This window comes from Fuerstiella sp. (assembly GCA_022447225.1).
Lineage (GTDB): Bacteria > Planctomycetota > Planctomycetia > Planctomycetales > Planctomycetaceae > S139-18.
The window spans coordinates 353,621-372,463 of sequence record JAKVAZ010000008.1 but is presented as its reverse complement, the minus strand read 5'-3'; the positions used below and the strand labels follow the sequence as shown (position 1 = coordinate 372,463).

Genomic DNA, 18,843 nt, shown 5'->3' with positions numbered 1-18,843 from the left:
TATTCGGCAGCATTACAACGCCGGAAACGAAAAAAAGGCGGTGATCCCGGGAAATTGACCTTAGTAGACCGCAGTCGTACCGATCTTACGTGCCGAACCGCCATATATGTCCTCAGTCAGAAAGACAAAGATCCCAACCAGACGAACTGTTATCCCGCTTTGCAGTTGGCGTCTCCTGCCGTGTTTTGTGCAAACGACTGTTGCAAACTGTTTTGTGGATCCGTTCCGAAATCTGTAACTCCAGATTCATACTGTGGGTTTTCGGGCGAATCCTCGGCTAACCGGAACGTCTCTGCACTGACATAAAAAGGAAATGAAATATCATCTTATCTGTTCACCGGCACCGACAGTTCCAACCGAATTGGTTGCAACAAGCGTCGGGCGAACTGATACTGCAGTCACAACAAAAGACTTCGAGGAGACGAAACACAGGACGTCTCAATGTCGAACTGGCTGCAGGCTTCGGTCTGGCGAGCTGTCGCAGCCATACTCTGTGCCGCCGGATCAGGTGACCACTGTGTCGTACACGTTGGCCACAGTCACAAATCGGGGCAATTCACCCGAGCTACTCAGCCTTCTAACGAAATACGATCAGGACCGTGGATGATGAAGAACACAGAATTCTCGTTTGTGCTCGTAATGGTGATGAGCATCTTGTTCCAGGCCTCCGCTGCAGACGACATTGCTCCGGTACGGATGGGCAGCGGAGCCATGACTTTTGATACCGTCCCTGGCTGGGGACTGGATGAAGACGGCAAATCAATTATCGGTCCTACTCATGGCGGGGTCGTTGTTGACAGTGCCGGCAGTATTTACACCAGCGCCAACATTGGTGTGTTCGTCTTCTCACCGGAAGGCAAACTCATTCGACGGTTTATCGGAGACGAGTATTCCAATATTCATGATATCGAAATTCGAAAAGAGGGTGATCGCGAGTTTCTTTACGGAGCGCGAAACAGTAATGCCGAAGGAATCAAATTTGATTCTGAAACCGGAGACATTGTTCTCAGGCTTCCGTTTCCCAAAGAATCCGGACTCGATCTGCAGAAATTTAGTCCGACCGCAATCACGGTTGCTCCCAACGGTGACATCATTTTGTCAGACGGCTACGCAAGTAATCATGTTTTTAAGTTTGACAGCGATGGTCGGTACCTGATGCACTTTGGCAAAAAAGGCAACGGACTTAGAGAATTCAACACGGCTCACGGAATGACACTTGATACACGGTATGATCCCCCGCGTCTGTTAATTTGTGACCGCAATCATCAGCCCAAAGGTCGGTTGCTGCATTACGATCTCGACGGCAACTTCATCGAAGAAGTCATCACAGGACTGGGGATGCCGACGTCTGTTGCCGTTCAGGGTGAATTCGTTTCCGTGCCGGACCTGCACGGGCGAGTCGTAATTCTGGACGGGACCAACACGATTGTCGCCGTACTGGGCCACAATCTTGACCGCGATAAAGGACGCAGCTACCGGATACCTCAGGAAGACTGGATTGAAGGTGTCTTCAGTGGAACACACGGGTCTTACTGGGACAACGATGGCAATCTTTATGTCCAGGACTGGAATATTTCCGGCCGCATCATAAAGCTGGTTCGAGCCAGATAACGGGTGCGTTCAGTCGGAACCTGCAACAGCGGACCGGCTGTGAATCGGCGTCTTGACAGATCCGTTCCGGACTGTTTCGCGGTTGGCATTGCGGAGTGTTTCCAGGTTCCTCGTGCTTCGCCGCAAGCAATCATCAAATGGAACGAGTACGCCGTCGGTCTGTGGGTTGGTTTGGTGGAGGGGACGATCAGATGGTAATGAGGTCTTTCATTTCACGAACCGCTCTTTCGAATCCGACCAGTAATGCGTGGCTCACAATACTGTGTCCGATGTTCAGTTCGTGGAGTTCAGGGATCTGTGCAATCGCCCGAACATTGCGGTAGGTAAGACCGTGTCCCATGTTCAGTCGCAGACCATGCTTCACAGCCTGATGACCGGATGTGACGACCCTGTCAAATTCGATGGACCGGGCTTTGGCTTTCGTGGCATCGGCATAATTTCCTGTGTGAATTTCAATGGCATCGACACCGAGCGCTGCGGAAGCTTCAATCTGTGATTCGTCCGGGTCAATGAACAGACTGACACGAATGCCGGCAGCCTGTAACCGACTTACACAGTTGGCCACACGGTCCCGCTGACCGATGACATTCAGGCCGCCTTCAGTGGTAAGTTCTGCTCTCTTTTCAGGTACAAGGGTCACTTGCTCGGGAACGGTTTTTAGCGCGATGTGAGTCATTTCTTCCGTGACTGCCATTTCAAGATTCATGCCCACCCTGATTGTTTGTCGCAGCAGTTCCAGATCCCGGTCCTGGATGTGTCGCCTGTCTTCCCGCAGGTGTACAGTGATGCCGTCGGCTCCACCCATTTCTGCCAGCACTGCAGCGTGGACGGGATCCGGTTCGTTTGTCATCCGAGCCTGTCGAACGGTGGCAATGTGATCAATATTCACACCAAGCAGCGGCATAGAAGTTGACTCCTGACTGAAATGAATTGACGCGACGTTTTTCCGGTAGACGGATAAAAGACGCAGGCCGGTTGTTAAAATATGAGCAATGTCCGAATTTTAGATAATTCACGATGCTACAAAACGCAGTGGCACGGTGGAATCCGGGAGTGCATGGCAGGGCCGGCAGATGATCAACTGCCTCAGTCAACCGGATAAGACAGGTGACAGCCATTCATACCTGATCGATTTCGGCTTCTTCCGTGCAGGGTGATATTCAGCACGGTCTGACCGGAAAATTCGGGGAGGTAAACCATCGCCACCCCGGATCAACCTCCTCCCGGTCTTTCTAAGGATACTCGATGTCAACGTTCAGACAGTCGGGAATGTTGACAAATGTCCAGCTTACTGTGTCAGAGTGACGGCTGGTCAAAATCGCCTCACCGCCGGATGAAACGCGCGGTACAGTAAACAGCACCACCGTCAGAAAAATTATGATTGTTTTCAGCATGGTCATGTTGTTTTCGCCCGTTCTGTGGCAAGGCAGGTTCTCTGGTCTTCTCAGAACAGGAGCAGACCTGAACGGTGACTCACAACACACGCTGTGAACATAGTCCTGTCGACAGGTTGAGGTTTGGTAAGCATATGATTTTGCACATCAGGCAAACGCCCCGGTAACAACGTCCTTCTGCTTAGCGGTCAATTTCCAAATTATCCGTTGCTACCGTCCCGATCCGGTGAGAGCAGCGAAGATATACGAGTCACAAATCGCGATACGAAGAGCCGTTGCAGTCCGGGGCTATCGGCAGACAAGTGCCCCGGCCGTCGCGGGTTTTGTGAGTTTGTCACAGTGTGTCTGAAACGATGCAACTGTTTTCTGATTGATCTGCAACGTGACTGAGCCAGTCAATGTTGTACTTTCATTTCAAGAAAAGTTTAGCTGTGGTTCACTCAGGCCCGCAGGACTCCTGTCGTGGTTAAATTGCCTTGTTTGTGGCTTCGGCAGGCTGCACATTCTGAGTCGCAGGTTCGTTTCCGGTTTATCACGAACACAATTCATGATCTCAAGTTGCGGGGTCTGTAAGTTTGAAAACGTGGTTCCTCGAAGAATGTTCGTGACCGGTCTGGTGACAGCCGACAGGTGTTCCGGTTAAGAGTTCTGGCCCGCTGGTCCCTTCAGGAACCTTTTGATAAACATCCGCAGTTCATCGAACAGTTGTTCCACCAGTGACAGGATTTCTTACCCTGATTACGACCGGTCATGTCAGTCGGCCGACATGTTGTTCGAAATACACTTATCCCGATAAACCGCTGAAATTTAGCTTCCGGAAGCCTCGGAATCATCTGATCTGCCTGATATCGTTTTGGTGGCAGATTATGCCTCCTCATGTGGACCAAATTCTGATTGGAGATCTTGAGAACTGGTCCTGGTTAATCGGGGGGCACATCAATCCAAACGCACCATAACGGATAGTGCAATGCATCTGGATGCCCCCATTGCTCTCGGGACAGATTCTTCGTTTCAACAGGATGCCGCTGACGAATCGATCAGGACCGGCGGCAGCCACCCAGGACCGTTAAAGATCTGTCTGATCAGTCTGCACGGTCTGATCCGGGCCCGCGAACCGGAACTTGGTAAAGATGCTGACACCGGAGGACAGGTGGCCTATGTGCTGGAACTGGCCCGGCAACTGTCCACAATGCCAAATGTTGCTGAGGTTGAGCTGCTGACACGTCAGGTCATCGATCCTCGCATTGATGATGATTATGCCCGGCTGGAGGAAACAATTACCGACAAAGCGCGGATTGTGAGGATTCCGTTTGGTCCCAAACGTTACCTGCGGAAAGAATCTCTGTGGCCGTACCTGGAAATGTTTATTGATCAGACACTGATTCACTTTCGACGGTTCGGGGTTCCTGACGTTATTCACGGTCACTATGCGGATGCCGGTCTCGCCGGTGCTCAGCTGGCCCGTCTGCTGCATGTTCCGTTTGTGTTCACCGGACATTCCCTCGGGCGGGTGAAGCGGCAGCGTCTGTCGATGGGCAAGTCCAGTCCGGAATCCCTGGAAAAGAAGTACAGATTGAGGACTAGAATTGAAGCCGAGGAAGTGGCTCTGGAAACGGCTTCGATGGTTGTTACCAGTACTAGTCAGGAAGTGTGTGAACAGTATGAACTCTACGACCATTACGTTCCGTCCCGCATGGAAGTCATTCCGCCCGGAGTTGACCTGTCGCGTTTTTATCCGGTTCGTGAGAACCTGGCAGCGCCTGTGATTGCCGACAAACTGGCCAATTTTCTCAGCTGCCCTGACAAGCAGGCAATCATTACGATTGCCCGACCGGACGAAAGAAAAAATCTGGAAGCACTCGTTCGTGTCTACGGAGAGAGTCATCAGCTTCAGAATCTGGCCAATCTGGTTCTGGTTATGGGAACCAGAGACGACCTTGGACAACTGCCCAAAGCACAAAGAACTGTTATTGAAAACATCCTGTACCTGATTGATCGTTATGATCTGTACGGAAAGGTGGCCTATCCCAAAACCCATGTTCCCGATGACGTTCCGGCACTTTACCGCTGGGCATCCGGCAACAGGGGGGTCTTTATCAACCCGGCACTGACTGAACCATTCGGGTTGACACTGCTGGAGGCCGGGGCCACTGGACTGCCGGTGGTGGCGACCAATAATGGCGGGCCTGGTGATATCATTGCCAACTGTCAGAACGGTCTGCTGGTGGATGTGACCGATGACAAAGCTATTGAGTGCGCGCTGTTACGAGCACTCACAGAACCGGATGAATGGGTAGACTGGTCCCACAACGGAATCCGGGGGACTCGACAGCACTACTCATGGGAGAACCACGTCGGTCGCTATCTGCGTGACGTGACCGATATCGTGTCGCACTCCCGGCCCCCGGAGGCGGTGAATCGTCGGGCCCGTCGACTGCCGGAATTCGACCGACTGATCATCACGGATCTTGACAACACGCTCACCGGTGACAGTGACTCGCTCAGTCGATTCATTGCACTCATTCGTGAAAATGATCACATCGGGTTTGGAATTGCAACGGGTCGCCGTCTGGATTCTGCCCGGGAACTGATCGATGAACTTGGACTGCCCATGCCGGATCTGATTGATACGGATGTCGGCACTCAGCTGCATTACGGCGAGAACCTCACAGAAGATCGCAGCTGGCAGAAGTCGATCAGTTATGCATGGAAACCGGATGAGATTCGGGCAGTACTGAACCCGCTGCCAGGTGTGTTTCCGCAGATTGAACATCACCAGTCTGCATTCAAGATCAGTTATGAAATCGATGCAGAAAGGGCGCCCGGTCTGGCAGACATAAAGCAGACTCTGCGAGAATCCGGGCTGAGAGCCAAAGTTGTTCTGTCACACGGGATGTTCCTCGATATTATCCCGGTTCGTGGCGGTACCGATTTGTCCATGCGTCACGTGCTCTGGAAGTGGGGTTTCACGCCTGAAAATGTCCTGGTTGCAGGAGATTCCGGGAATGACGCCGGGATGCTGCTGGGGCGGACGCTGGGCGTTGTGGTTGGAAACCACAGCGCAGAACTGGATCGACTGGCCGATCGCCCCCGGGTCTACTTTGCCGCAGCCCATCATGCTGCAGGCATTCTTGAGGGCATCAGTTACTATAATTTCCTGGACCAGATAGTCATTCCCAATGATCGGACAGAGTCATGACAGTCCCGATGATGACATCGAGTTCAGGGCAGATCTGACACTGCAGCGGCTGCAGCCGCGGATTGACCGGATCTGGGAGGCCTCGCCGGACGCCGACGCCAGGACCGTTTTTGATCGGCGGATTACTGAACAGTGGAAACCGCTGTTTGCATTGCTGTACCGACTATATGGCGCCCGGTACGATTTCTTTTACCATGTTGAGCAGGTTCTCGAAACGACGGTTCGTGCCTGCATAGAACGTCCCGCTGTTCTGCGTCAGCTGGACGAGCACCGTGTCCGTGAACCCAACTGGTTCATGTCAGAAAAGGTGGTTGGTGGTGCGCTGTATGTGGATCTGTTCAGCGAAAATCTGAAGAAGCTGCGGGACTGCGTCCATTACTTCAGACGGCTGGGACTCACTTATGTGCATCTGATGCCGCTGTTTGCAGTACGTCCCGGTGATAACGACGGCGGGTATGCCATCAGCAATTATCGTTCTGTGGACCCGCGGCTGGGGACCATTGATGACCTGAGAGCTCTTTCAGAGGATCTGAGGGAAGCCGGTATCTCTCTGGTTCTGGATTTCGTGTTTAATCATACGTCAGACGACCATGAATGGGCGCAGGCGGCGCAGGCAGGTCATCGCGAGTATCAGGAGTTCTATCATCTGTTTGCGGATCGCACCGAACCGGACCAGTACGAACAGAATTTGCGCGAGGTATTTCCTACAGTTCGTCGCGGTAATTTCACCTGGCATGACGGAATGCAGCGCTGGGTATGGACGACCTTCAACAGCTTTCAGTGGGATCTGAATTATCGTAATCCGGCTGTGTTCCGTGCGATGCTGGAAGAAATGTTTTTCATTGCCAATACGGGTGTCGACATCCTGCGGCTGGACGCACTGGCATTCATCTGGAAAAAAACGGGAACTCCCTGTGAAAATCTGCCGCAGGCTCATCTGCTGATTCAGGCCTTCAATCGACTGGCCAAAATTGCTTCGCCCGGACTACTGTTTAAGTCAGAAGCGATTGTGCATCCCGACGATGTGGTGAGCTATGTCAGTTCACAGGAGTGTCAGATATCTTACAACCCGACTTTAATGGCTTTGCTGTGGGAATCACTGGCCACTCGCCGAACGACACTGCTGTCGCAGACGCTTAGCCATCGACACCGACTGCCGGAAAATACTTCGTGGGTCAATTACCTGCGCTGTCACGACGACATTGGCTGGACCTTTGATGACAGTGACGCGTCTGCTGTGGGAATCAACGGCTATGACCATCGGCAGTTTCTGAACAGTTTCTACACCGGACAGTTTCCTGGATCGTTTGCCCGTGGCGTGCCGTTTCAGGAAAACGCGGATACCGGTGACATGAGGATTTCCGGTACGATGGCTTCGCTGGCCGGACTGGAGCAGGCGATTGAAGAGGACGATGAAGAAAAAAGGGAAATGGCAGTGCGACGGATGATGCTGCTGCACGGTGTGATCTTAAGTATCGGCGGTATTCCTTTGCTGTATCTGGGTGAAGAATGGGGCATGCTCAATGATTATGAATTTGTGAAAGATCCTGCCAAATCCGGAGATACACGCTGGATTCATCGGCCGAAAATGCAGTGGGGTTACCTGCAGGAACTGGATGATCATATTGCGTCAGGCAATGGGTCCATTCGGGGTCGGATTTTCACAATGACCCAGCGACTGATCAGTCTGCGCAAAGGTCAGCCGGCATTTTCCGGACAGCAGATGGAACTGTTTTCCACCGGTAATGACCATGTACTGGGTTATGTGAGAATCTTTAATGGTCATCGGTTGCTCGTACTGGCCAGCTTTTCTGATCAGTCCCGAACGATCGACGGAAATCGACTGCGAACGATCGGGCTGGGGCGCTTCTTTCGAGACGTAATTTCTGATGAAACGTATGTGATGTCCGAACCGGTTGAACTGGAGCCCTATCAGATACTTTGGCTGAACCGGAGCTGACGCGGGGGCGGCATGACGAATCCCAAACAGCATTCCTGCAGGCCCACCGTTCTGGCCACGGACCTTGACGGGACACTGATCCCGCTTCCCGATGAACCGCAGAACCAATTCGATCTGATGCATCTGTCCGAACGGATTCGACAACAGTCACTGACTTTGGTGTATGTCACGGGGCGACATCTTGCTCTTACGCTCGACGCGATCAGGCAGCATCGGCTGCCTCCACCCGACTGGCTAATCGCTGACGTGGGAACATCGATGTTCCGGCGAATTTCGGCTTCGGAATTCGTACCGGTGTCAGGTTATTTCAGTCACCTGCAGGAAATTCAGTCTGGTATACCGCTGTCCGAACTGGGAACCAGGCTGACTTCTGTGGCCGGAGTGCGGCTGCAGGAACCCGAAAAACAGGGGGAATTCAAGCTCAGTCTGTACGTTGACGCCGACCGGCTGCAGGCACTGCAGGTCCGGATTGAAGCCATACTGAAATCGCTTTCCGCCTCGTGTCGTATCATTTCCAGCGTGGATCCGTTCAACGGGAACGGATTGATTGATCTGCTGCCTGCCTCAGTTTCCAAGGCTTATGCGCTGGACTGGTGGATCCGTCACCGTCGCATGGATCCACAACACGTGGTTTTCGCCGGCGATTCGGGAAACGATCTGGCGGCACTCACTGCAGGCTACCGTGCGATCGTTGTCGGCAATGCTGCTTCCTCCGTGGTGTCCGCAGTAAAAAAAACACATCGGCAGAATGGCTGGAACGATCGTCTGTATCTTGCCAGACAGCGGGCCACATCCGGAGTTCTCGAGGGGTGCCGCTGGTTTGATGTGGTCTGAGTCGTGGTGCTCGTGTGGAAGAAATTATGAGGCCCGAACAGACGCCCTTGTTCTGTGTGGGCAACAGAGCAGAAATTTTCTGTGCCTGGCCGTGCAGATTCCTGTTGTTTCAATGCCGATTCCCGAAAAGTCCCGAAACTCCAGGTGGTCAGGATCGGGACCTGGCACCCGCTGTTAAACTGACGCCTGCAGCTCCGGGCCAGCACTGAGCGAGTCGTTCGGTTTCAGCTACAATGCAGACTGCCTGGGATCTGTCAGGTCATTCTGCGAGCTGCGAGGTGGCCGGAGGACAGTTTGATTCATCCGCACCGACCATTGATCGGCTTTTAGCTGCGGGGCAGGCTGTTTGAGCTGTTCCTGCTCCGGACGGAAAATCGATGAGCTCATCTCTAAGTTCCATTGTTCCGCCGCTGGTGATTGGCCTGGGAGAAATCCTGTGGGACGTCTTTCCGGACGGACGGCGTTTCGGCGGGGCTCCGGCCAATTTTGCCTGCTGTGCTGCCAGGCTGGGAGCGAACAGTGTCACGGCCGGGATGGTCAGCGCGGTGGGACGAGACGATCCCGGACGTCAGGCACTGCAAAGGTTAACAGAACGCGGTGTCAACATTGAAGGTGTGGTTCAGACCGAAGATCCTACCGGACGTGTGGACGTGTCTCTGGATGAGTCGGCAGTGGCGACGTATACATTTGCTCCGAACACGGCGTGGGATGCCCTCCTCTGGAATCCGACCCTCGCGGAGCTGGCCCGACGGACCCGGGCTGTCAGTTTTGGAACGTTGTGTCAGCGCAGCGAGTTGAGTCGACAGACGATCACCCGTTTTCTGAAATCGACGCACGAGGACTGCATCCGAATTCTGGACGTCAATCTCCGTCCCCCGTACTGGTCCGAACAAATGATTCTGCAGTCACTGGAACTGGCCAGTGTGCTCAAATGCAATGACGAAGAACTACCGGTACTCGGTTCTCTGTTGGAATGTTCAGGAAACGAGACAGAGGTGTTACGAACACTGATGTCTCACTGGAAACTGCGTCTGGCGGTCCTGACTCGGGGCAGGGCCGGTTCCATCATCATCGACAGCGCCGGTCAGGTTAGTGAACGCCCTGCCGAATCAGCTTCCGTCGTGGATACTGTTGGAGCCGGCGATGCGTTCGGCGCGGCGGTGGCCATTGGAATGTTGAACCAGGTCCCGCTTCCGCAACTGCACGAGTGGGCCGGCCAGGTCGCGTCTTTCGTCTGTTCCGAATCCGGTGCGACTCCCTCGATCCCGGCGTCACTGACATTTGCAAATCAGTATCCGGCAACAGATACCGGCCGATGATCTGTTGTTGGCGGGACAGCCACCTTCACCTTCGGTGTTCTGTCTTAATCGTCGGTTCATGAAAGCCGAATGTATGGATCCCTGACAAAAATTCTTCGCAGCAGGTCATACCTGACATGATTCAGCAAAGTTGACAGAAAAGCCGGTTCAGGCATCTATCCTGACCGGGAAACGATTGTGCAGCCGGAATCACCATGTCCGAAATGCAGGAGGCGACTGCGTATCGATAAGATTGTTATCGTTCTGTGTGAATATATTATCCTGAATCAGGTTGTCCTCTGTGACGTCGGGTTTGAGCCAGATCGCTGTTTCGTTTTCAGTGAAGATGTTGTGGGTGATGTTATTGCCGCTGCCTTTGAGGCAGGTGATACCAATCATACTTTTCGCAAAAGTATTCTGCCGGATCGTATTGCTGACTCCGCCGTTGATCACGATGGCTCCCGGCGTGCTGTAGAACCAGCCGGTACTGACAATCGTATTCTTCTCGATAATGTTGTCTTTGCCCTTCAGCATAATACCGGGTGCTGTTGCATGAAGGTCGTTGCCGGCAATCGTGTTCTGCCGGGCATTCGTACGGACTTCAATGTTGTCAAAACAAACATCTCTGATCCGATTCGACAGGATGTGGTTACCGCTGCCTTTGTTAATCACGATGGCATTACTTGCTCCGTCGAATATGTTGTTCTCGATCCGGTTACTGTTACCGGAATTAAGCAGGCCGTTTACGCTTTTCCGAATCGTGTTTTCTTCAAACACGTTCATGGTGCCGCCAATGGCTACGGCATCGCGATTCCTGCTGAATGTATTCCCTCTGAAAATGTTTTTTAACGAAGAGATCTGTGCGCCGGTGAAACATTGTTCCACCTTGTTGTTTTCGAACCGGTTGCGGGTTCCGTCGGGTTTCTGACGGACTTTCAGAGCATGACGTCCGGTCGTTGAATACTCGATTTTGATTCCGGTAAAAGCATGGGAGATTTCGTTGTTACGAATAACGGTCCCGGCGGAATTGATCAGCCAGATGCCGTTATCTCCGCTGCGCCGAACCTGATTGTTTTCAAGAATGCTGTCCTGGGACGTTTCAACAATGATTCCCTGACCGGCGGTGTCTTCAACAACATTCCCGAAAATATGATTGCGGTGTGACCAGCTGCCCACATTGATTCCGTAGCCTCCGTTATCCCGAACCACATTGTCACTGATTTCCGCATCCTGTCCGAACTCAGTACCAATTCCATGCCAGTTGTTTCCGCTGACTCGATTGTTGCGAATCGTAATATGATGAGTCGGAGAAGGCGGCAGTGGTTCTTTCAGACCGCCGTGTCCCCAGGCCACGATTCCCTCCGCAGCATTATTGTGCACCTCGTTGTCTTCGATCACGATGTGACTGCTGTTGGCCAGTATCAAACCTTTTTCCTGATTTCTGGTGATCGTATTCCGCACAAACGTTCCATGACTCGAGTAATACACATAGACCCGCATGTTCGATTCAAAATGGCACCCGGTCATGTCGAACTGTTTCGACTTATTGACGAAGACTCCTTTGGTGCCTGTGACCTGCGAATCCTGAACATGCACGTTGTGACAGTTTTCAATGACAAGGCCGCCCAGTTGGGCAGCTCGGTCGCGGGATCCTGTTATTTGCACACGTACGATTTTGAGATGGCGTCTGGTATTCTTAATCGTGATCGGATCACCGTTATCCTTGACCGTGAAATTCCTGTCCTGGATTACATAGGCGTCGTCCACGCTCGTGCCGGGGCCTCCTGTCACGCCGCTTCCTTTTTTCTGCGACAATTGATGGAGTTCCTCATCTCCCGAAACCAGGATCGTTTGCGAACCCGATACCTGATTCGCCTCCTCGATGCTGATCGCCGTCGAACTCAGCATCATCTGACACATCAGAATCATTCCGGTCAGTCTGGTCGCTGTCATCATATTCACCTGGGGCTATTTGTTTTGATACTGGGTAAAAGGATCCTGCCCACAACACAAAGACGAATTGAGACAAACTCCCATACCCCATTCCCGCATCATACAGTGAATGGCACCGTTTCTGTATGCAGGCTGACTGTCGCCGATGCTTCACCTGAATCACTGAACGCAGACAATCTTTTTTAATAGTCGGCCACGGAGCCGTCCGGGAGCTTCGCCCCTGGCCAGCGCCATTTGTAGTTGGGGTCTGCGGCGGCGGTGGCCATCCTGTCGCGATCGATCGTGACACCCAGGCCCGGACCTTCGGGTAATGTGGCGTAGGCGGTTGCATCGTCAACGGTCCAGGGCCGGTTCATAAACTGCTCGCCCCATCGGAGGAGTCCCGGTGCCGTTTCGTGGATCAACAAAAACGGGATGGACGCACCCACACTTAGACTTGCGGTCGCACCCAGCGGCGACGTTGTGCAGTGAGGCGCCAGTGGCACATGATAGGTCTCCGCGAGGACGGCAATCTTTTTCATCTGCGTGATGCCGCCGCAGTGGGCCACATCCGGCTGGAGCACGTCGATACACCGCTGGTCAAGATACGGGATGAACTCCCAGATCGTCCGGTCCCGCTCGCCGGTGGCCAGCGGGATATCAATGGCCGCTTTCAATCGCTTGAACACTTCGATATTTCCCGGCACGGCCACCTCTTCGATGAACAGTACGTCGTAGGCTTTAACTGCTGCCGCCAGCTGGATCAGGGCTGCGGGCGGTATCGCGCAGTGAGCATCGAACATCACGATGCCGTCCGGGCCGACACGCTCGCGGTCGATTCTGATCTGATTGATCATCCGCTCGATTTCCAGCGGCGTGACGGCGTGATCGTAAATGCCTGCCGGCGGAGCTTTGCGTGATTTTGACGTGGGATAGACTTTGACCTTGTCGCGGCATGGTCCGCCCAGCAGACGGTGCACGGGCACGCCCCACAGTTTGCCGGTGATGTCCCACAAAGCCATGTCGATGCCGGCAATCGTGTGACACATAAACGGCCCGCCGCGCATGTCGCGATGGGCGCGAAATAACTTTTGCCACAGGTATTCGATGCGAGTCGGGTTTTCTCCGTCGAGCAGATCGAACATTCGCCTGGCCAGGGCTTCGGCCGCGGAGGGAACCAAGGCACTTATTTCGCCCCAGCCGGTGACATCCCGGCTGGTCTTAATTTCAACGTAGACTTTATTCTGAACAAGATGTGTGCGCATGCCTGTAATCTTCACACCCGATGCGCGATCGGCGACCTGTGCCGCGGGGTTCCTGTCCTGGCCAACTGCCTCCTCCAGCACCGCGACACCGGCGGCGGCCGCACCCAGACCTGCCAGCAGGTCACGACGACTCAGACGTTTTGATGAATGTTCGTTGCTCATGGTGATCGTTGCTTTCTTTCTGAAATGTGAAAATTGATGGCGTGACCGCTGTTAGCGGGCTGTTCGCGTTGTCACCAGTGAAGTTGTTGACTGCTGTTCTCGTGGTCCGCTGCACAATAAACAGCCGGTGTTGGTTGACTGTGTGCATTTCTGAGTGAACACCGGGAGTGTCTTTGAATGAAGGCGGATCTTCGGAACCGCCTCCCTGACTATAAGTCCATTGCCCGCACTTGACACTGCACGTACCGGTGATGCCGAGCCGGAATTGTGGATTCTGCCGGGTTGCCTCAGGTACAGTTCATACGTTCAGCTGGGTGTCGTCGACCTGAGGACACGATGACGGACCACCAAATTAGATGTCACCGTGCTGTCTTAACCAGGTCGCAAAGACAGTGCTGATCTGTGCACAGAGTGTGAGTTGTCCTGGATGATGCCCTGATGATCGTGACTCACGGCATTGCCGGTTACGACCTGTTGTGTTGGTTGAAACTCCCTTCAATGCATCCGTAGGATATGCCTTGCTGAGACACACCGATGGTCAATCAGTGTTGCTGCGACGCTAAGACACGTGAGTACGATGTCTTCCTTAACTGCAATCACTGCCGGCCGAATGCGCAGAGATGAACAGATTGCCGGCTGCCAACCCGGTGCAGAATGTTGTTCTGTGAGAAAGCCTGATCTTATGAATCGAATCCTGCTCCGATTACCTGCTCGATCAGTCTTGTTGTTCGCGATTGCGTTCGCTCAGACGATTCCCGCTCACGGGCAGATTGTGCCGGCGACAGCACCACTGACCGGCGGTTTGCCGAGTGACGTGGGAATGTCGGCGGAACGTCTGGAACGCATTGACCGGATCTGTGAGGACGCCGTTCAGGAAGGTGACGTCCCCGGAGTGGTGGCCTTAGTCGCGCGACACGGAAAAATCGTCTACCACAAGGCGTTCGGCATGGCGGACAACGAAGCCGGACGGGCACTGAAGAAAGACGACATCTTCCGGATTGCGTCGCAGAGCAAAGCCATCACTGCCACGGCAGTGATGATGTTATGGGAAGAGGCACACTTTCAACTGGACGATCCCATTGCCAAATACATTCCCGAATTCGCAGACACGGGTGTGCTGAAGACTTTTAATGAGGAGGATGTCACCTGGACAACGGAATCGGTCAAAACACCGATCACGATTCGCCATCTGCTCACCCACACTTCGGGGATCGGCTATGGCGTGCTCGACGGGGATGAGCGGTTTCGAAAGATGTATGCCAGAGTCGGTGTCACGGATCTGGTCACTACAGAACCTGTGACTATTGCCGAAAATGTGAAGAAGCTGGCGACCCTGCCTCTGCATCATCATCCAGGCGAGCGGTTTACCTACAGCGAGGGACTGGATGTCTTAGGCTATTTCATCGAGATTGTGTCCGGTCAGCCCTTCGATGTGTTCCTGAGAGAACGTTTGTTTGAACCACTGGGCATGAAGGACACGGCCTTCTATTTGCCGGACGAAAAAGCACACCGGCTGGTCCGTCTGCAAAAACCGGAGAATCAGGTGTGGGGCCACTATCCGGTGACCTTTTACGATCCGGATTACCCCATCAAAGGGGCCAGGACGTTTTTCTCGGGTGGAGCCGGTTTGTCGAGTACGGTCATGGACTACGCAACCTTCCTGCAGATGTATCTTAATGGTGGAAAGTTCAACGGAGTCCGTGTTCTCAGCCGCACAACAATAGAAACCATGATGAGAGATCAGACGGGGGCGATCTTTGGCAGTGACGACAAGTATTACGGACTTGCCTTTGGCGTTGTCACCGAGCAGGGACAGGTTACCGGTGGTCTGGGAAGTCCTGGTGCATTTGACTGGGGCGGCTATTTCAACACACAGTATTTTGCGGATCCCAAAGAGGGAACGATCGGTGTGATTATGAAGCAGACACGGGAACAAAGCGATGACGAGACCGGCTGGAAATTTCGTTTGTTGGTCGGTCAGGCGATCGACGACTGATCCAGAATTACGTTCCGCCGATGAGTCCGTTGTACGGTCGAACAAGACATTCAGTAATTTTCCTGGTGTGTTTCCGACATCCCGGAAGTCAGGTCCCTGTGGGGTAAACAAAGACAGTTGCAGCGTTATCACTCTTAGCACAGAGCACTCTCTTGAACGAAATCGCTCCTGATCTGTACGTCTTCGACGACACCTGCAATGTCTACGTTCTTCAAGATGGTGATCGCGCGATCCTGATCGATTGCGGCAGCGGCGCTGTCGTCGATCAACTCCCGCAGATCGGTGTGGAACAGATCGATTGGGTGCTGTTTACGCACCATCATCGTGATCAGTGTTTCGGGGCAAACCGACTGCTGCAGCAGGGGGCGCGTTTGGCGGCCCCCCAGTACGAACGCCATCTTTTCGATCGTGCTCACGATTACTGGCAGCAAAAACGAATCTTCGACAACTACAACGACCGCAGTACTTTTTTCACAATCGGTGAAGATCTGCCCGTCGCGAGAGCATTAGAAGACTACGAACGCTTCGAATGGGGGCCCTACTCGTTGTTCATCCTGCCCACGCCAGGCCACACGTACGGCAGTGTCAGCCTGATTGTGACCCTGATGAACCGACAGACGATCGCGTTTACCGGAGATCTGATGCACGACGACGGGAAGCTTTACCAGCTCCACGCGATGGAATACGAGTATGGAGATCTCATCGGTGTCACGTTGACCGCTCAATCGATCACGGCACTCAGAAAGAAAAATGTCTCTCTGGCGCTTCCGTCACACGGACCGATCATTGAATCTCCCAACGAATGCATCGACCGACTTGACCAGCGACTTCACGCTTTGCTTAATCTCATGCGTGATCGCGTGGGGGCTCCGCCTGGGAATCGGTTCCCGCATGAGATTCAGCTTGAGCAGATTAGTCCGCACTTACTTTGGGGGACTGAGCACACCTGCTCCAATTTTTATGTGATTAAATCGGACAGCGGTAAAGCGCTGTTCATCGACTATCCGTATTTCTCAGCCGGAATCTTTCTCACCGGCCTGCATTCTCCCGAACCCTTTGCTCAACTGCGTTTCACCGAGCACCATCTGGACGAACTCTGCGAACGCTGGGGCATTCGTAAATTCGACGTGGTGATTGCCACTCACATTCATGATGATCACGTTTGCGGCATTCCCTATCTCCAGAAGCATCATGGCACGAAATGCTGGACTCTGGAGCACGTTGCCAAGGTAATCGAGGCACCGGAACGCTGGAACACTCCCTGTATCATGCAGCCAGCGGTACGTGTCGATCGACGGTTCCAGGATGGCGAACGTTTTGAGTGGGAGGGAATTCCATTCGAGATCGTCTTTTATCCTGGTCAGACCGAATTCCACGCTGCGATCTCTGCGGACATCGACGGTCGGCGTGTGTTGTTCTCCGGCGACAGCACGTATCCTCTCAAACGTTACCTGCCTGAGAAACAGAAGGAGTGGATGGTTAATTCTGTTCTCCGCAACTCACTGACGTTTGCCATGCATCGCAAGTGTGCCGATGAATTTGAGCGTTTGCATCCGGATCTGCTTTGTCCCGGTCACGGGCCGTACTACGAAATTCCTGAAGAGGCGTTCCAGTCCCATCGTGAATACGTGGAGCGTAAGGAAGCTGTCTGGAGAGACCTCCTTCCGCCGCCGGAAGAACTCGGCGTGGATCTCTTCTGGGCACGGTTGTTGCCGTATCAGTCTCGTGTGAGTCCCGGCAGCGAGGTCGAGTACACTCTTGAGTTGCGTAACTCATTCGAAAAAGAAGCGATGTTTTCGGCACACCTCAGCAGCGCGCTCCCGATTGTAACTCACCCGGAACAGGCTCAGATTAGATTGGCGCCAGGTGCCACAGGTGAACTGACCTTCAAAACACATATCCCGGCAAATGCTCCTTCTCAGATGCACTGTCGACATCTGGTGACTGCTCATGTTGTGGTTGGTGATCGTTCGCACGGTCCCGTTACGGAGGCTCTGCTGGTGGTGAGTGATTAAGAGAATCCGACGTTCTACTCGTAAAGAACCGTTCATCTGTACCTGAAGACAATTGTTGTGACTGAACACCTGTTGAGAAATCCATTATCAGGCCTCAATACTCGTCGTCGTTTTTTGCAGTCTGTCGGGGGGGCCGCAACATCAATTTTGGTTTCCGAATCTGCTCGTTCCCGTCTGTCGAATATTTCATCGCCAATTCGACTTGGCATGATCACCGACCTGCATCAGGACACCATGCACGATGGTCCGGAACGTCTTGGAAAATTTCTGAAAGAAATGAAGAAAGAGCCGCCGGATGCGATCATTCAGCTGGGTGACTTTGCGGTTCCCTCCAAAGAAAATCAGACGCTCACAGACTCCTTCAATCATGCTCATCCTGTCGCAATGCACGTGCTCGGAAATCACGATGCCGATGGTGGATATTCATACGACCAGACACTCGAAGCGTGGGGAATGAAAGAACGATACTACTACCGTGACATTGGAGGTCTGCGTGTGATCGTACTCGACGGGAACGAAAAACCACCAAATCACATAAGTGGCTATCCGTCGCACATCGGACTGACGCAGATGACATGGCTGCAAACCACACTCCAAAGTCATGATGGTCCGATCCTCGTTTTAAGTCATCAGCCTTTGGCCGGTCCATGGGCCGTCGATAACGCCGATGACATTCAGAATGTCCTGAACACAGCGGCAGATCGCGTTCTACTGGCTGTGAACGGGCATTCTCACATCGATCATCTCGTCCGTAAGGGAAACATCGGGTACCTGCACTTGAATTCAGCGTCGTACGTGTGGGTCGGACGGAGATACAGGCGTCAGACTTACAGTCCTGAAGTTCACGCTGCCTATCCAAAACTGGCGTCTGCCTGTCCTTATCGGGAACCACTGTTCACCACACTGACAATCGATCCAGTCAACGGGAGAATCGACCTGAAGGGATGTGACAGTCAGTGGGTCGGTGAATCTCCTGCTGAACGCGGGCGGGACAAACATCCGAATTTGATTGATGGTGAGCAGATCGTGCCGCGGATCCGTGCACGACAGATCAGAAGAATCGCAACGTAGAACGCTTAGATCAACAATCCGGAGAGTTGTGCCGGGAACCACTCCCGTAAGCACAGTCTCACCTGTCACATTCGTCACCACATGCACTGATCGCTGTCATTGTGAA

12 protein-coding genes are annotated in these 18,843 nt (G+C 53.3%); 8 read left to right on the top strand and 4 right to left on the bottom strand.

All coding sequences use genetic code 11. From position 1 onward, the window contains the following. Positions 1-606 precede the first annotated feature (606 nt). Complete coding sequence (locus MK110_10710; GenBank protein ID MCH2211765.1) at positions 607-1,611, top strand: 6-bladed beta-propeller; 1,005 nt, start codon at positions 607-609, stop codon at positions 1,609-1,611. A 187-nt stretch (positions 1,612-1,798) separates the two neighbouring features. Here the strand turns inward: MK110_10710 and MK110_10705 are convergent, their stop codons facing one another. Next, positions 1,799-2,515: a pyridoxine 5'-phosphate synthase gene (locus tag MK110_10705; protein ID MCH2211764.1), complete on the bottom strand. Its 717-nt coding sequence runs from the start codon at positions 2,513-2,515 to the stop codon at positions 1,799-1,801. 1,457 nt (positions 2,516-3,972) lie between these two features. Here MK110_10705 and MK110_10700 point away from each other — a divergent pair. The 3 genes from MK110_10700 to MK110_10690 are packed head-to-tail and all read left to right on the top strand — an operon-like array spanning position 3,973 to position 8,998. Then, the gene (locus MK110_10700; GenBank protein MCH2211763.1) at positions 3,973-6,204 is read left to right on the top strand and encodes an HAD-IIB family hydrolase; all 2,232 of its coding nucleotides are present in this window, start codon (positions 3,973-3,975) and stop codon (positions 6,202-6,204) included. After that, the gene (locus tag MK110_10695; protein MCH2211762.1) at positions 6,185-8,164 is read left to right on the top strand and encodes an alpha-amylase family glycosyl hydrolase; all 1,980 of its coding nucleotides are present in this window, start codon (positions 6,185-6,187) and stop codon (positions 8,162-8,164) included. Before MK110_10700 ends, MK110_10695 begins: the two co-directional genes overlap by 20 nt. A 12-nt stretch (positions 8,165-8,176) precedes the next feature. Next, positions 8,177-8,998 (top strand): HAD family hydrolase, encoded by an 822-nt coding sequence (locus MK110_10690; GenBank protein ID MCH2211761.1) that lies wholly within the window; start codon positions 8,177-8,179, stop codon positions 8,996-8,998. Positions 8,999-9,226: 228 nt separating this feature from the next. On the opposite strand, the gene MK110_10685 is transcribed toward MK110_10690, so the two are convergent. Further along, positions 9,227-9,385: a hypothetical protein gene (locus tag MK110_10685; GenBank protein MCH2211760.1), complete on the bottom strand. Its 159-nt coding sequence runs from the start codon at positions 9,383-9,385 to the stop codon at positions 9,227-9,229. On the opposite strand from MK110_10685, the gene MK110_10680 reads away from it, so the two are divergent. Continuing rightward, positions 9,376-10,317, top strand: a complete 942-nt coding sequence (locus MK110_10680; protein ID MCH2211759.1) for a carbohydrate kinase — start codon at positions 9,376-9,378, stop codon at positions 10,315-10,317. The two genes, MK110_10685 and MK110_10680, sit on opposite strands and share 10 nt — an antisense overlap. A 189-nt stretch (positions 10,318-10,506) precedes the next feature. Here the strand turns inward: MK110_10680 and MK110_10675 are convergent, their stop codons facing one another. Together MK110_10675 and MK110_10670 are read right to left on the bottom strand one after the other, a co-directional pair. Then, positions 10,507-12,249 carry a right-handed parallel beta-helix repeat-containing protein gene (locus tag MK110_10675; protein ID MCH2211758.1) on the bottom strand — a complete coding sequence of 581 codons (1,743 nt, stop codon included), beginning with the start codon at positions 12,247-12,249 and terminating at the stop codon, positions 10,507-10,509. Between the two features lie 182 nt (positions 12,250-12,431). Beyond that, entirely contained in the window at positions 12,432-13,655 is a 1,224-nt protein-coding gene (locus MK110_10670; protein ID MCH2211757.1) for a mandelate racemase/muconate lactonizing enzyme family protein, read from the bottom strand. A 682-nt stretch (positions 13,656-14,337) separates the two neighbouring features. On the opposite strand from MK110_10670, the gene MK110_10665 reads away from it, so the two are divergent. From MK110_10665 to MK110_10655, 3 genes are all read left to right on the top strand, one after another. Next, positions 14,338-15,651 (top strand): beta-lactamase family protein, encoded by a 1,314-nt coding sequence (locus MK110_10665; protein ID MCH2211756.1) that lies wholly within the window; start codon positions 14,338-14,340, stop codon positions 15,649-15,651. A 152-nt stretch (positions 15,652-15,803) separates the two neighbouring features. Next, entirely contained in the window at positions 15,804-17,666 is a 1,863-nt protein-coding gene (locus MK110_10660) for an MBL fold metallo-hydrolase (protein MCH2211755.1), read from the top strand. Positions 17,667-17,723: 57 nt separating this feature from the next. Continuing rightward, a complete protein-coding gene (locus tag MK110_10655; GenBank protein ID MCH2211754.1) occupies positions 17,724-18,737 on the top strand; it encodes a metallophosphoesterase in 1,014 nt (337 codons plus the stop codon). Positions 18,738-18,843: the final 106 nt, after the last annotated feature.